At 46.0% G+C, this 15,254-nt stretch carries 10 protein-coding genes, 2 tRNA genes, 1 pseudogene and 1 other annotated feature; of the genes and pseudogenes, 8 read left to right on the top strand and 5 right to left on the bottom strand.

Going from position 1 to position 15,254, the window contains the following annotated elements; genetic code table 11:
• The first annotated feature begins 9 nt into the window (after positions 1 to 9).
• Both N2245_RS09750 and N2245_RS09745 read left to right on the top strand, forming a co-directional pair.
• Complete coding sequence (locus tag N2245_RS09750) at positions 10 to 1,128, top strand: DUF1786 domain-containing protein (RefSeq protein ID WP_494536545.1); 1,119 nt, start codon at positions 10 to 12, stop codon at positions 1,126 to 1,128.
• 3 nt (positions 1,129 to 1,131) lie between these two features.
• Positions 1,132 to 2,289 carry a class I SAM-dependent methyltransferase gene (locus N2245_RS09745; RefSeq protein WP_494536544.1) on the top strand — a complete coding sequence of 386 codons (1,158 nt, stop codon included), beginning with the start codon at positions 1,132 to 1,134 and terminating at the stop codon, positions 2,287 to 2,289.
• Between the two features lie 8 nt (positions 2,290 to 2,297).
• Here N2245_RS09745 and prmA read toward each other — a convergent pair whose 3' ends face one another.
• Positions 2,298 to 3,245 (bottom strand): 50S ribosomal protein L11 methyltransferase, encoded by a 948-nt coding sequence (gene prmA, locus N2245_RS09740; protein WP_494536543.1) that lies wholly within the window; start codon positions 3,243 to 3,245, stop codon positions 2,298 to 2,300.
• A 97-nt stretch (positions 3,246 to 3,342) separates the two neighbouring features.
• The gene (locus N2245_RS09735) at positions 3,343 to 4,437 is read right to left on the bottom strand and encodes an ABC transporter ATP-binding protein (RefSeq protein ID WP_494536542.1); all 1,095 of its coding nucleotides are present in this window, start codon (positions 4,435 to 4,437) and stop codon (positions 3,343 to 3,345) included.
• Positions 4,438 to 4,630: 193 nt separating this feature from the next.
• Here N2245_RS09735 and N2245_RS09730 point away from each other — a divergent pair, with 193 nt between their 5' ends.
• Entirely contained in the window at positions 4,631 to 6,031 is a 1,401-nt protein-coding gene (locus N2245_RS09730) for a cation diffusion facilitator family transporter (RefSeq protein ID WP_494536541.1), read from the top strand.
• A gap of 167 nt (positions 6,032 to 6,198) precedes the next feature.
• Complete coding sequence (locus N2245_RS09725) at positions 6,199 to 7,470, top strand: replication-associated recombination protein A (RefSeq protein ID WP_494536737.1); 1,272 nt, start codon at positions 6,199 to 6,201, stop codon at positions 7,468 to 7,470.
• A 53-nt stretch (positions 7,471 to 7,523) separates the two neighbouring features.
• Here N2245_RS09725 and ileS read toward each other — a convergent pair whose 3' ends face one another.
• Complete coding sequence (gene ileS / locus N2245_RS09720) at positions 7,524 to 10,673, bottom strand: isoleucine--tRNA ligase (protein WP_494536540.1); 3,150 nt, start codon at positions 10,671 to 10,673, stop codon at positions 7,524 to 7,526.
• Between the two features lie 53 nt (positions 10,674 to 10,726).
• Positions 10,727 to 10,978, bottom strand: a binding site (T-box leader).
• A 117-nt stretch (positions 10,979 to 11,095) separates the two neighbouring features.
• Here ileS and N2245_RS09715 point away from each other — a divergent pair.
• From N2245_RS09715 to N2245_RS09700, 4 genes are all read left to right on the top strand, one after another.
• Complete coding sequence (locus tag N2245_RS09715) at positions 11,096 to 11,608, top strand: HNH endonuclease (protein ID WP_494536539.1); 513 nt, start codon at positions 11,096 to 11,098, stop codon at positions 11,606 to 11,608.
• Between the two features lie 83 nt (positions 11,609 to 11,691).
• A complete protein-coding gene (gene serS, locus N2245_RS09710; protein WP_494536538.1) occupies positions 11,692 to 12,960 on the top strand; it encodes a serine--tRNA ligase in 1,269 nt (422 codons plus the stop codon).
• 46 nt (positions 12,961 to 13,006) lie between these two features.
• Positions 13,007 to 13,093: transfer RNA gene (locus tag N2245_RS09705), tRNA-Ser, on the top strand.
• Positions 13,094 to 13,141: 48 nt separating this feature from the next.
• Positions 13,142 to 13,232: transfer RNA gene (locus tag N2245_RS09700), tRNA-Ser, on the top strand.
• Positions 13,233 to 13,419: 187 nt separating this feature from the next.
• Here the strand turns inward: N2245_RS09700 and N2245_RS09695 are convergent.
• Together N2245_RS09695 and N2245_RS09690 are read right to left on the bottom strand one after the other, a co-directional pair.
• A pseudogene (locus N2245_RS09695) lies at positions 13,420 to 14,517 on the bottom strand (glycosyltransferase family 4 protein); the annotation flags it as partial.
• Between the two features lie 216 nt (positions 14,518 to 14,733).
• A partial coding sequence (locus N2245_RS09690) for an LLM class flavin-dependent oxidoreductase (protein ID WP_494536537.1) occupies positions 14,734 to 15,254 on the bottom strand: 521 nt, incomplete at its 5' end.

The raw sequence follows: 15,254 nt of genomic DNA, 5'->3' as shown, positions 1-15,254 counted from the left end.
AGGATTCCCGTGAGGATTTTAGCTATAGATGTAGGTACTGGCACTCAAGACATACTCCTGTTTGATACCGAACAGACGGTTGAAAATGCTCTGAAGGTTGTCATGCCCTCACCAACTCTAATAATCTCTAGGAGGATCAAGCAAGCTACCTCAAAAGGACACTCGATACTTTTCTATGGTTACCAGATGGGAGGGGGACCATCAGCTTGGGCTCTTAGGGATCATGCGTTAGCAGGACTTCCAGTTTTTGCCACCCCTGAAGCTGCGCAGACACTGGATGATGATCTTTTGAAAGTTGAGTCTCTAGGTGTAAAGATAGTCAGCGAGGACGAGGTGAAGAACCTGAAGGTAGATGTAGTTATTAGGTCGGGCGATGTTATGCTGGAGCAGATCTTGAGCGCCTATGCTTTCTTTGGTGTAGAGACTAAATTTGATGTGATCGCTGTAGCAGTATTTGATCACGGGAAAGCTCCGCCTGATATCAGTGACAGGAAGTTCAGGTTCGATTACATTCACAAAGTTATAGCTAATGGGGAAGGTCTGGCTGGTTTTGCGTATCGTATAGACGACGTCCCACAAAGTATGTCAAGGCTTGCAGCGGTTGCTGCCCAGCTAGGAGGATATACCGACGCGATAGTGATGGATACTGCTCCAGCAGCAATCCTTGGTGCTCTTGAAGATCCTGCCAGCAGGCCAGACGATCAGTGTTCATCGGTAGTAGTAAATGTTGGCAACTTTCACTCCTTAGCTTTTCATGTAGATAAGCAAGGAGTCTTGGGTTTGTTCGAGCATCACACAGGAGAGATTAGCCCTGGATTTCTCGAGGAACTACTAGTGGAGCTAGCTTCTGGTCAGCTTACCAATCAAAAAGTCTTTGATTCCATGGGGCATGGTGCTGAGATCTTTAGAATTCCTGATTCAGGATCTACAAAGTATGTGGTGGTAGGCCCACAACGAAATGTATTGTATGGCTCCGATCTCAAGCCATATTTCGCTGTTCCTCATGGAGATCAAATGCTCGTAGGATGTTACGGGCTATTGAGAGCAGTGGCGCATAGGTTTCCTAATTATCGTGAAGAGATAATAACTAGCCTTGAGCGTAAAGAAGTTATCCAACCCGACTGGTGAGGTATGGATCTGCAGACTTTCAAGTTCCTGCTTTCTGATGCTGGACAGAATCTAATCGCGGAGCTCAAAACTCTTATGTCCAACGATATCGGTGAGCTGCGATCCCAAGAGATTCTAAGATCGAAGTATCCTTCTTGGTCGGTGAGTGCTGCTGTAGAGCTTCTGCTTTTAAGACACAGAGCAAGGGATAAATTCAGTCGGGCGGACAGCATGTTCTTTACTAGGGTAGGGTTAGAACAATCCTCTTCTGAGGTAGTATCTAGATATAGAGCTCAACGTTACAAGCTGTTTGAGAATATTGCTGATCTCTGTACAGGTATAGGGGGAGATTTAATATCTCTTGCTAAGGGTAGATCTTGTACTGCGGTTGATATCGACCCTGTACATCTTATGATGGCAGAGGTGAATGCTAATGTCTACGAAGCTCGACCCTCAGATACTGTACTGGCAGATGTTAGAGAGTTAGCATTCGAAGATTTTGAAGCCGTATTTATAGACCCCTCTAGGAGGGCACAAGATAAAAGAATACTAGACCCTAGATTTGGGGAACCTCCACTTGATTGGTGCCTTTCGATATCAAGTAGAATCAAGAACATTGGGATCAAGACTTCTCCAGGTCTTGATAAGGCTATAATCCCTGATGGTTGGGAGGTTGAGTTTATTTCCCTTAGAGGAGATCTGAAAGAGGCTGTCTTATGGTCACCTAGCATGTCTACTGCGAAAAGAAGAGCTACTTTATTACCGGGAGAACATACACTAGCGGCATCAAGCGTTGCACCAGTAGTTGTGGATCATCCGGGTAGATATATTTTAGATCCAGATCCGGCTGTTACGCGTGCAGGGTTGGTCTCAAACCTTGCCCGAGAGATAGATGCCTGGATGCTAGACGAAAGAATAGCGTTCTTGTCTGCTGATAGTTACATCTCCACACCTTTCGCTAGGACTTGGGAGGTAGTGTACTCGGGAAGATGGAGCTTAAAGCAACTTAGATCGGTTTTGATTGATCTTGATGCTGGATCCATAGACATAAGGAAGCGTAGATCTCCATTAGATACTGATCAGCTTCGTAAGAAGCTTGGTGCAGCACTGAAAGGGAACAAACGGTATATGATTTTCCTAACCGAAATTAGAGATAAACCTTGGATGTTTATTTGCAGTTAGGATTGGGCTTAACCTGATCTCTTTTGAAGAATGATTGCTATCCAATCGGATTCTTGTATTAGATCTATTGGTTTAAGGCCATGGGCTGTTAGTGATAATGCAACCTCATAATACCTCTCCTCGAGAATGCCTGATACTACTAGATAACCCTTATCCGACATTATCTCCTGAAATCTAGGAGAAAGATCTATTATCACGCTTGCTATGATGTTGGCTGCTATGAAGTCGTATTGAGCAGCTGCTTTCTCTATAGAACCTTCCAGGACTTGTACCTTATCAGAGATACCGTTTCTCTCGACTGTAGACATGGCTGCGGATACTGCTACTGGATCTATATCTACTGCCAATACCTGCTTTGCTCCAAGCTTGGCCATAGCAGCAGCCAGGATTCCAGATCCTGTTCCAAGGTCGAGACAAATAGATCCTTCGTGCATATATTTCTCGATTGCATCCAGGCATAAACGAGTAGTTGGATGAAGTCCTGTACCAAATGCCATCCCAGGATCCAGCTCTATAACTATCTCGTTATTTTGCGGATTGTAATCAAGCCATGCGGGCTTGATTACCAATCTCTTACCTGCATGGATTATTGGATAGTGAGCCTTCCATGCGTCCATCCAATCTTGTGGGGATATTTCTCTTATTTGTGGAATTCCTACAGGTCTGATCTGATTTAGGTGCCATAGCGATTTAGTAATTTCATCGATTGCCTGCTGAGAATATTGATCTTCTGCTATGTAAGCTGAAATTATAACTGGCTTTGTTGTATCGATTACATAATTGCCCCAGCTTAACTCATCAACTATTGGTTCCTGTATAACCACTGTATGCTGGTAGCCGTATCTAGAGAAAATCTCTATTACAGAGTCAACGGCTTCTCGGTCAGCCTCTACCTTGATCTCTATCCAATTGATGTCTTTACCTTTATTGGCTTGCGTTGTTTCTTCTATACCCAAAAAGCAACTCCTATTTCTTGTCCTAGTATGTTCTAAACCAAGAGAGCGCCAACTTGGCGCTCTCCTAGTAATCACGGGACTAATTTTACTAGCTTTCTTATGACAGTAGGCTCTGCTCAGTTTCCTTGTCGAACACGTGAATCTTGTTAGTGTCGAACTTGACTGCTACGGTCTGTCCCGGCTGGAAGTGCATGTCTGGGTGTACCCTGGCAACAAACAGCTCGTCACCCGCCAAGAGGTGTAGTATTGTCTCATTACCTAGAGGCTCAACCACGTCTACTTTAATATTTGCCGTATCCTCGCTTGGCGCTTCTGGATAGACCTCGATATTCTCGGGTCTTATACCTAGAACGATCTCCCTATTGTTGTAACGACCAACTGCATCCTTCATTCTTGGAGGTACCTCAACAGTGAAGGCATCATGATTTAGATATACACGATCGCCTTCCATAGATACTCTTACATCAAAGAAGTTCATTGCTGGGCTGCCTATGAACCCAGCCACGAACATGTTAGCAGGTCTATCGTAAAGCACTTCTGGCGTATCTATCTGCTGAAGCACTCCATCCCTTAGGACCGCTATACGGTCACCCATGGTCATAGCTTCTGTTTGGTCGTGGGTAACGTAAATTGTAGTAGTCTGTACTCTCTGGTGGAGTTTAGATATCTCGGCTCTTGTTTGAACTCTTAGCTTAGCATCAAGGTTTGACAGGGGCTCGTCCATAAGGAATACCTGTGGCTCACGCACTATAGCTCTGCCAAGTGCTACTCTCTGCCTCTGGCCGCCGGATAGAGCCTTGGGCTTTCTGTCCAACAGGTGCTGTATACCGAGCATACGAGCTGCCTCTTTGACGCGCCTGTCTATCTCAGCCTTCGGCGTCTTTCTCAACTTTAGTCCGAATGCCATGTTATCGTAGACGCTCATGTGCGGATATAAAGCATAGCTCTGGAACACCATTGCTATGTCTCTATCTTTGGGAGGAACGTCGTTCACTCGTCTGTCACCTATGTACAGGTCGCCAGAGGTAACGTCCTCAAGTCCTGCTATTAGTCTAAGAGCTGTACTTTTACCACAACCCGATGGCCCTACCAAAACAAGGAACTCTCTGTCCCTCACCTCGAGAGTTAGGTCATTTACCGCTGTGACATTGCCAAACTGTTTAGTTACATGGTCGAATACGACTCCAGCCACCCTAATCCTCCTTAGATAAGGTTGTATTGTAGATACTGGTTATATAGATCATATATAATTTTGAGCCTCTTTGCGGAAAAGGATATACCTAGTTTGGGAATCTGTCAAGTGTTAAGCAATGTTTAGTTGTTATGACGCGGAATGAAGTATAACTATCTCTTTTGCTGTAGGATTTAGAAAAGGCAAAAGACTCATGGCGATACTTACAAAAGACGAGAAGAAGCGTGCCGCAGTGGTATCTGTAAGTGCGGCTATAATACTAACTCTAGCTAAATTGCTAGTAGGTCTAGCTACTGGTAGCCTTGGCATGCTGTCAGAGGCTGCTCATTCTGGATTGGATCTAATCGCTTCCCTTATAACCTTTTTGTCTGTTAGGATAGCTGAAGCTCCCGCAGATAGTGAACATCCTTATGGTCATGGAAGGTTCGAGAATCTTTCTGCCGTTGTTCAGTCAATTCTCCTCAACTTTACAGCGCTCTTTATCATTTATGAGTCAATCCAGCGCATATTTGTAAATGAAGCCCTAGTAGAGCCTAATGCTCTGGCTTTTATTGTAATGGGGCTTAGCGTAGCAATCGATTACTGGCGATCAGGGATGCTCGCTCGAGTCGCTAAGAAGTATCATAGTCAAGCTCTTGAGGCTGATGCCCTGAACTTCAGAGCTGATATGTTCAGCTCGTTAGTCGTGATATTAGGTTTGGCTATAACAGCGTATGCTCAGACCTACGTGGGTGTGAACTCTTTCCTTTACAAAGCCGATGCGGTAGCTGCCGCTATAGTTGCGTTGTTCATAATGTTTATGAGTATCAGACTTGGGCTAAAGGGTATAAAGGTGCTGTTGGATACTGTACCCTCTGACCTGCAAACTCGCATGACTGAAGCTGCCGCATCGGTACCTGGAGTTTTGCGTTCTCAGCCAGTCAGGTTAAGAGAATCGGGTGATAGATTATTTGCAGATGTAGTAGTAACTGTCCCCAGAACTATAACTCTGTCGGAAGCTCACGATATAACTGAGAGAGTCGAGGAATCTCTTCGTCGGGTAGAACCTAGAACAGAGGCGGTTGTTCATGTGGAACCAGGCGTTACTGATCAAGAGACCGTGCTGGATAATATAAGGGCTATTGCTCAGCAGATGGGCATAAGGACTCACCATGAAGAGGTGCATCAGGTAGAGGGTGGACTAGAGGCATCCTTACATATAGAGGTCCCTCCTGATCTTACTTTACGGGATGCTCATTCCCTTGCACATAGGCTGGTGTCAGCTTTGCGCCATGAAACGCCCAGCCTTTTGAGGGTGGACACGCATATCGAGGTGATATCCGAATCTCCTGGTGAAAGAGTCGAGATAAAGCGATCAGATACCGATCTCAAGAGAAAGCTAAAGCTACTGGCTGAAAGTGCAGTCCCAGGATGCCTTTGTAAGGAAGTGAGAGTGTACAGATCTGATGAAGGCCTGCAGGTAGTGTTGCACTGCCAGTTTCCTGGTGACCTCTCAATATCTAACGTACACCTAGATACAGAGAAGATCGAGCATGTTGTTAGAGACGAAATCGGAGAGGCTACAAAAGTCATAGTACATGCTGAGCCTGATTAGTCTCTAGACTCCCTTATTCTCGCAATTAACAAAGCTAAAACGAACATTAGTAACGCGATTACCAATGTTCGAATCAAATCATCCCATGGCATACTTATACTCCTAGTTACGAACTCCTAGTTACGAGAGCATGTTCATTCTATACTGGACATATGAATAAGGATAACATGATGTTACCAGGTATGGAAAACACTAACGAGCAAGAGGATATACACTCTCAACCCTTAGCTGCTCGAATGAGACCCAGAAATATTGATGAGATAGTGGGGCAGGAACATCTTCTCGGTCCAGGTAAGCCACTGAGAGCAGCAATAGAGCGAGATTCCATACCATCCATCATACTATGGGGACCTCCTGGTACTGGGAAGACCTCTCTCGCTATGGTCATAGCCCAAACAACATCCTCAAATTTCGTGCATCTAAGTGCTGTTAGTGTAGGAGTCCCAGAGCTGCGTCGTGTGATAGAAACCGCGATTGGACTGAAACGCAACCTGGGAAAGAGGACGATTGTATTTCTAGACGAGATACATAGATTTAATAAAGCTCAGCAAGATGCAGTACTGCCTCATGTTGAAAATGGAAGTATTACCCTGATCGGAGCCACCACTGAGAATCCCAGTTTTGAAGTAAACTCTGCTTTGTTATCTAGGTGTAGAGTATATGTGCTCAACCCACTGAGTGAGGAGCATATCAAGCTGATCCTGAGGAGAGCGATAGAGGATAAGGAGAGAGGTCTAGGTTCATACGCTCTACAGGTGGACGACGATGCCTTAGAATTTCTGGCAAATCTGGCTAACGGTGATGCCAGGATAGCCCTGACTGCTCTGGAAATGGCGGCACGTGTTGCTAGCGGCGGTCGTATAGACGTGGACCTGATCAGAGAAGTGGTCCAACGTAAGGTACTCCTCTATGATAAATCTGGCGACCAACACTATGATCTTATTAGTGCCCTTCACAAAAGCATAAGAGACTCAGATCCTGATGGTTCACTTTACTGGTTAGGTAGGATGTTGGAGGCAGGAGAGGACCCACTATATATAGCTCGAAGGCTCATCCGGATAGCCACTGAAGATGTCGGTATGGCTGATCCGAATGCTCTTGTTGTTGCCGTAGCAGCACAACAGGCTGTGCATTTTGTGGGTATGCCCGAAGGCAATCTGGCACTTGCTGAGGCTGTTGTATATCTTTGCAAGGCCCCTAAGAGCAATGCCCTCTATCGTGCTTATGAGAAGGTCAAAGAGGATATCGAGACTACGAGAAATGAGCCTGTGCCGTTGCATCTGAGGAATGCTCCTACATCTCTTATGAAGGCTCTAGGATATGGCAGGGGTTATAAGTACGCCCATGATTTCCCTGATGCTAAGGTAGATCAGGAACACTTACCAGAGCCATTGAGAGGCAGGAAGTATTATATACCAGACGATAGTTCTACTTCCTAGGAGCTTGTTCATGGAGTGGACCCTTACGCAGGGTCCACTCCATGAAAATATTTCTAACTTGCCTTTACAATCCCGACCAGCACTTCTTGATCGTTTATCTCCAGCTTCTCTTGATATGCACCATCTGGACTGCCTTGCATGTTAATAGACTCAGCTAGAGTTTCGTTTTTAATGTAGTCTGCATACTTGTCAACCGCCCTCAGGACTTCGTCTTCTCCTTGCAGATAGATACGTATGCGATCCTCTATCTCTAGGCCAGCTGACTTGCGCATACTTTGTACATGCCTGACTACATCACGCGCTATTCCCTCATACAGGAGGTCTTCCGTGATTTCAGTGTCAAGAGCTACTACATAACCATTGGCGCTTGCGCTTGCCAAGCCAGGGCGATTGTTTTCACGAACTAGGATCTCTCCAGGTTGAAGTTCTATCCTTTGTCCTTCCACATCGATTGATACCGCTTCACCCGATGCTACCTTTTGAGCGACAGAGAACGCATCCATTGCAGATAGGGACTGTCGGATCTTAGGTACCAGCTTGCCATACTTGGGTCCTAGAACTGGTAGATTAGGTAGTATTGTGTATTCGACTAGGTCTCCAGCCGAAGCAACAAGCTCCATCTCTTTGATGTTGAGCTCATCCAGTATCTGATCCTGAAGCCTTTTAACATACTCAGCTGACTGTGCGTCAGGTGTTTTGACCAGTATGCGTCTTAGAGGTTGCCTTACTTTGATATTCGACTCATTTCTAGCTGCCCTACCTAGCTCCACAACCTGGAGTACTGCTTCCATAGATCTCTCCAGCTCTATATCTAACATCTCAGAGTTAGATACTGGGAAGTCACAAAGGTGGACGCTTTCTGCAGCATGGGAATCGTGGGTTCTAACAAGATTCTGATACATCTCTTCGGCGATGAATGGTATGAACGGAGCTACTAGCTTGCTCAAAGTAACCATGCAGTTGTAAAGTGTGTAATAAGCTGCCTGCTTATCGGCATCGTTTACACTCTTCCAGAAACGCCTCCTGTTACGCCTTATATACCAGTTAGAGAGTTCGTCTATGACAAATCTCTCTATCTTCTTTGTGGCGTTCATCATGTCATATTGATCCATGAAATACCTGACATCGTTGATGAGAGTGTTGAGTCTGGAGAGTATCCATCTATCCAGCAGCGTCAAGTGATTTTTGTCAAATTCTGTAGTGGGAGTGTAGTTGTCTAATCTAGCATAGGTTACAAAGAAGCTGTAGGAGTTCCATAGCGGGAGGATAAATCTTCTTCTTACCTCGTCACCTATACGGTAACCAAAGTTTAGGTTCTGCGCCGGGTTGTGGGTACAGAACAACCAGCGCATTACATCCACACCCATCTTATCTGCAGCATCATCAAACCATATGGCGTTACCCTTGCTCTTGTGCATCTCTTCGCCCTTCTCATCTCTCATTAGGGCGTACCCTAGCACAGTCTTGAATGGGGGTTTGCCTTCAAGGGTAGCACTCATCGTAAGTAGTGAGTAGAACCAGTTTCGAAATTGCCCCGGGAAGCTTTCAGTTATGAAATCTGCAGGAAACCATTCTTCCCAGTATTTACGGTCATGGCGATAGCACAAGGTTGAGAAGGGTACGATGCCGGCGTCCAACCATGGATTACCAACATCTGGAATACGGCTAACTTTTTCTCCACAGTTTTTGCATGCTATCTTGACTGCATCTACCCAAGGTCGATGTGGGCTATGGCCTTCGAACTGTTCCCATCCTTCGACAGCTCTTTCCCTTAGTTCGATTTCGGATCCTATGACCTCGAATGTACCACATTTCTGACATTCATATATCGGAAGAGCCAGCCCCCAATATCGCTTTTTGCTGATCATCCAGTCTTCCATGTTTCTCAGCCAGTCCAGCTCTCTATCTTTGCCAAAGGACGGGATCCAATTTATCTGCTCTGTTATATCCATAAGCAGTGGGCGCAGCTCATCCATTGAGATGAACCATTCATCCACTAGCCTAAAAACGAGCTCTGTACCACAACGCCAGCAAACTGGATATCTATGCAAGTAGTTTTGAGTTCTATATAGTATTCCCTTTGTCCTGAGGTTATCTGCTATGTCCTTGGCTACATCATGTACGTATTTGCCAGTAAGCTGGCCGAAGCCTTCCAAGAACACTCCTGATTCATCGATTGGAGCTATTACCGGCAGGTCGAACTCTTTGGAAAGAGCGAAGTCCTCTTGACCGCAACCAGGAGCTATGTGGACTATTCCTGTACCTTCATCTGGGCTAACCTCGTCCCAAGCTATTACTCTGTGTTCTTGTACCTGTACGGGTAGCTCATCAAATGGTCCCTTATACTTCCACCCCAGTAGATCCGACCCTTTGAGCTTTTCGAGCTCCTCGTAATCTCCCTTGATAGCATTCTTTACGGCATCAGCGGCAAGATAATAGATCTCATCTCCTTGTCTGATTTTTACATAATCTAGATCTGGGTTGACAGCTGCAGCTACATTCGAGGTCAGTGTCCAAGGAGTTGTGGTCCACACAAGCAGATGCTCGTTATCTCGGTCTAGCAGAGGGAACTTAACGAATAGGCTGAGGTGCTGGATCTCTCTGTAACCCTCAGTAACTATCTCATGTTGAGAAATACCTGTGCCGCATCGAGGGCACCAAGGCATAACATCATGACCCTTGTAGATCCATCCTTTTTCGTAGCACTTCTTCAGGAATCCCCATATGGTGTAATTGTTCTCGTCCGACATAGTAAAGTAGGAGTTGTCCCAATCCATCCACTCAGCCAAGCGAATGGATTGCCTGGTTATAATGTCAGCAAAGTGTAGTACCCTTTGCTTGCATTCTTCTACGAACTTGTCTATGCCGAACTTCTCGATATCTCGCTTAGTCTTGAGGCCAAGCTCTTTTTCAACCTCAACTTCGACCCATAGCCCTTGGCAATCAAATCCGTTCTGATATCTCTGACGATGACCAAGCATTGTATGATATCTCTGTACTACGTCTTTATAGGTCCTACCCCAAGCATGGTGCACACCCATAGGATTATTGGCTGTTATAGGCCCATCTAGGAAAGAGAATTTTTCTGGAGAGTTATCATTCTTATGTAGATATTTCTCTAGTATTTGGTTTTGATTCCACCAGTTTTGTATTTCGTGCTCTAACTTGACGAAGTCAGATTTATTCTCTACCTCTTTGAACATAGTGAAACCTCCTTGTTGCGGAGTACTCGTTAAATTCAAATGGCTCGTCCTCAGCTGAGGACGAGCCGATCATTACCAGCCCGCGGTACCACCTCTGTTAGCGTTGCCGCTCTCTCAGTGGATGCGATATCACATCCTGCCACTGATAACGGGTGGCAAATCCGTCCGCGTCTACTGCGCTTTCGCGGTTCGGGCGGAGGCTCTGGAATGATCTTCAGCTCGCCCCACGGCATCTGGCTCTCACCTTACCCAGACTCTCTGTGCCGCGTAACTCGAGCCTACTAGGTTTCCTTCACAGCCTTTAGACGATTCTACTTTTGCTAAAAGCATATCAGGAACCTTGCTCACTGGGCAAGATGTAAACATAGTCAGGACGTATGATATGATTTTAAGTGAAATAGTGTAGCCTGAGAGTTGAGTCCTTGGAACCGCTAGTTCTTGTACTTAATTACAATTACGAACCCCTAAACGTCTGTAATGCTAAGCGTGCCCTCGTAATGGTCTATAACGGTAAGGCCGAAGTTCTGGAGCTCAATGGACATATTATCCATACTCCGTCTAGCAGTTATAGGTGTCCTTCGGTAATCAGGCTATCTCACTTGGTGAAGCGTCCCAGGCCAAGACTTCGACTTACTAGGAAAGAAGTGTTCGCTCGCGATAATTACACATGCCAATATTGTGGTAAGCGCACCAGGGATTTAACGTTGGATCATGTTATACCTAGATCTAGAGGTGGAAGGCATACTTGGACCAACTTGGTAAGCGCTTGCAGAGCTTGCAATCATCGTAAGGGTGGTAAGAGCCCCGAGGAGGCTAGAATGAGGCTTCTGAACGAGCCAAAGGAGCCCCGTGTTAGCCCTCACTACATACTCCTACAGAAAATACAGCACAGTATAAACGAAGAGTGGCTCAAGTACCTACCTTCGAGTTGGTAGTACTGATATCCTTTTGATTAGGTTCTATCTCCTTATACTTTCCAAATATCTTAGAGATTCTTTTTGCTTGTGAGGTGATATTGGTGCTGGATCTTAGACTTATAAGAGAGCATCCAGATATAGTCAAGACAGGCCTCAAGCGTAGAGGTTCAGATGCTCCTATAGACGAGGTGATTGCTCTTGATTCCAGAAGGAGGAAGATACTTACAGAGGTTGAAGGACTTAGATCCGAACGCAACAAGGTATCAAAGCAAATACCTAGAATAAGTGATAAGACCGAGAGAGAATCTCTTATATCTCAGATGCGTCAGGTAGGAAACCAAATTGAGTCTCTGGAAAGTGAGCTGCGTGAGGTCGAGTCCAAGCTACATACGTTGTTGCTACAGATACCCAACATTCCCGATCCTGAGGTCCCTGACGGTAAAGATGAAAGCGATAACGTAGTTGTACGTCAACATGGGGAGCCTAGGGAGCTACCTTTTGATGCTAGGCCCCATTGGGAGATAGGCGAGAGGCTTGGGATAATAGATTTTGCTCAGGGACAGAAGATCAGTGGATCGCGTTTCTATGTACTTCATGGGGATGGAGCGAGGTTACAAAGGGCTCTCATAACTTGGATGCTTGATCTCCGTAGGCAAGAAGGATACAAGGAGGTTTACCCTCCTGCAATAGTAAAAGAAGAGACTTTATGGGCATCGGCTCACTTACCTGATTTCGAAGATACAATGTATCATGATGTCGAAGACGATGTGTGGTTTATCCCTACTGCTGAAGCCCCTCTAACCGGGATCCACATGAACGAGATAATACCAGTAGAGTCTCTCCCCATTAGGTATGCTGCTTATACACCCTGCTTTAGAAGGGAGAAGATGAGCGCAGGCAAGGATGTGAGGGGTATCAAGAGAGGACACCAGTTCGATAAGGTGGAGATGTACCACTATACCCTCCCAGAGGACTCTCCAAAACACTTGGAAGAGCTTGTGAAGCACGCTGAGGATACAGCTATCAAGCTTGGGCTTACCTGTAGGGTCGTAGAGCTTTGTACTGGAGATCTAGGATTTAAGTCGCGCAGGACTTTTGATATAGAGGTTTGGTCGCCTGGTGTAAAGGAGTGGCTTGAAGTCAGCTCTTGCTCCAATGTAGGAGATTTTCAGGCTAGAAGAGCAGGTATTCGCTTCAAGCGTACGCCCAAGTCCGAGACTGAGTATGTGCATACACTGAATGGGTCTGGGCTAGCACTTCCAAGAGTGATGATCGCCATTCTCGAGAACTATCAGCAGCCGGATGGATCAGTCGTTATACCTGAAGTTCTAAGACCATATATGGGTGGACAGGAGATCATTAAGAACTAACCTACCTCCACATTTAGCATTTGGTTTTGTTAAGATTATTGGGTGTGGAGAGGTGGCAGAGTGGTTTAATGCGGCTGTCTTGAAAACAGCTGGGCGATGAGCCCCGGGGGTTCGAATCCCTCCCTCTCCGCCAAGAAACCTTTGACTGACTGGATCAAGTTTGTTAGCATATAATCTGTGTGGAGGAGTCGCATAGTGGTCTAGTGCGGCCGCCTGCTAAGCGGTTTCGGGGGTTGATGCCTCCGACGAGGGTTCGAATCCCTCCTCCTCCGCCTTGCTAGCGTCCGAAGTCACTTCGGGCGCTATTTTTTGTTCATCGACATCTTCTTCTCTGACCAATCTGAAAGGATCTCCAGTAAGGTAAGTTGGGTTCTTGCCCTCTACAACCCTTCGGAGCAAGATGGCAAAATCTCTACCTACCTTGGGCCATGCCATTTCCTTGCCATATTCGTAGGCCCTTCTCTCTAGTTCTGCTTTTTCTTCGGGATGGTCAAGTATATAGTTGATTGCGTTGGCCAAACTTTCTGCGCTTCTGAATTCTGCGAGAATCCCTCGATGCTCTGCCAGTGCCTCCGTAGCATGTATGTAGGGTGTACTTACTATGGCCTTTCCAGATCCTAATGCGTAGGTAAGTGTCCCACTTGTTATCTGATTTCTGTCTAGATAAGGAGTAACATAGACATCCGCAGCCAGCAGATAGTCTACAATTTCCTTCTGCTCAAGGTAGTGGTTGACGAAAGCGACGTGTTTAGACACCCCCAGATCTTCTGCTAGCTTTTGCAACTGATTACGATAGCTCTCACCTAGAGTTCTTCTGAGATCTGGGTGGGTTTCTCCCACTATCAGATAAAGGACGTCAGGATGCTTTTTAATTACCATTGGAAGTGCTTGGATAACATATTCAAGCCCTTTGCCTGGACTGAGTAGACCGAAAGTCAATATGATGGTTCTGTCCGATACCCCTAGCTGAGCCTTAAGTCTACGTCTACCTGAAGGCTGTATCTCTGGCATGCCATGTGGTATATAGACTATCTTCTCAGCTGGGATTCCGTAGTCCTCGACCAGCATGAGTGCTCCGACCTTGACCATGGCTACTATTGCCTGGCTCTTGTCTGCAGCATTTCGGATGGCAGCCCTTACTGATGGATGTGGGTGAGGTAGTATGGTATGAAGTGTAGTTACGACCGGCTTTCTGATGTGATCCAGGAACAGTGCTAGATAATCTTCACGTAGATATTGGTCCCACACACCAAATCGACCAAATTCGTGCTGTACGCTGACAACATCTATTTGCTGCTTGTTAAGAAACTCAGCAGCTTCAGCATAGGTCTCTGGTTGGCCTTGATCTATACGAAATATCACCTCTCTCGGGTAGCGGTGCAGTCCTCCAGGCTCATTTATAGCCACTACCTTGAAGTCCTTTATCCCTGGGGCCTTACATACAGCCTGTGCAAGGTCCCTAGTGAAAGTGGCTATCCCGCATTGTCTTGGAGGGTAACTACTTACAAAAGCGACGGTGATATCTTTCTCCCTTGTTCTAGTGTTCCCAGATCTCATGTTGACCCCTTACTCTCTAGGAGTGAAATAGTTTATGTTCAATAACGTAGAAGTCTTATAGCATCATATTGAGTTACATTCAACATAGATATAAAAAGGCTACTGCCTACATGATAGTAAAAACTATGAAATCCAGAGCACCTAACTCGACTAGTAATATCTTGATTAGAGTTGCCCCTAACCAGACACTTTTCGGTTAGGGGCAACTCTGTAACACTAGGCTCGACTAGCTTCCAATTGAAATCTGGGTAGTATCTCTTCTGAGAACTCAGTCAATCTCTCTATCTCATAAGCCACTCTGGGAATATAGATAATGAAGTAGTTTATGCCTGCGTCTATGAGCTCCTGAGCTCTCTCTACAAACTGTTCTGGGGTGACTACCCAGAAGCTCTTAGCATACTCTTCTAATGGTTGACCTCCTCTAGCCTTGGCTGTTGCGGCTTCTGCATCCTTTTCACTTTCAATTAGATGTACGTTAATGCTTGTGGACTTGATGATCTCGTCGTAGTTTCTGCCTAGCTCCTCACAGTGCTGCCTGAGCACCTCCAGCTTCTGGCGCACTACTTCCACGTTCCCGCCACCTACATTGCAGGCGTTGGCGTACTGGGCTACTAGTCTGAGGGTGACCTTCTCCCCTCCTCCACCTATCCAGAAGGAGGGATGAGGTTTCCTGACTCCCTTGGGCTCGTTGATGGGACGATCTATCTGGTAGTACCTGCCCTCAAACTGAGGGTAGT

Source organism: Thermobaculum sp. T2p (assembly GCF_059335935.1).
Note: the sequence above shows the minus strand (reverse complement) of the source record. Positions and strands in the feature narration are given on the sequence as shown.

Bases quoted from the DNA above. Each gene is read 5' to 3' on its own strand.
- N2245_RS09730 (WP_494536541.1), top strand. From the start codon at position 4,631: ATGGCGATACTTACAAAAGACGAGAAGAAGCGTGCCGCAGTGGTATCT.
- N2245_RS09745 (WP_494536544.1), top strand. From the start codon at position 1,132: ATGGATCTGCAGACTTTCAAGTTCCTGCTTTCTGATGCTGGACAGAAT.
- ileS (WP_494536540.1), bottom strand. From the start codon at position 10,673: ATGTTCAAAGAGGTAGAGAATAAATCTGACTTCGTCAAGTTAGAGCAC.
- N2245_RS09725 (WP_494536737.1), top strand. From the start codon at position 6,199: ATGATGTTACCAGGTATGGAAAACACTAACGAGCAAGAGGATATACAC.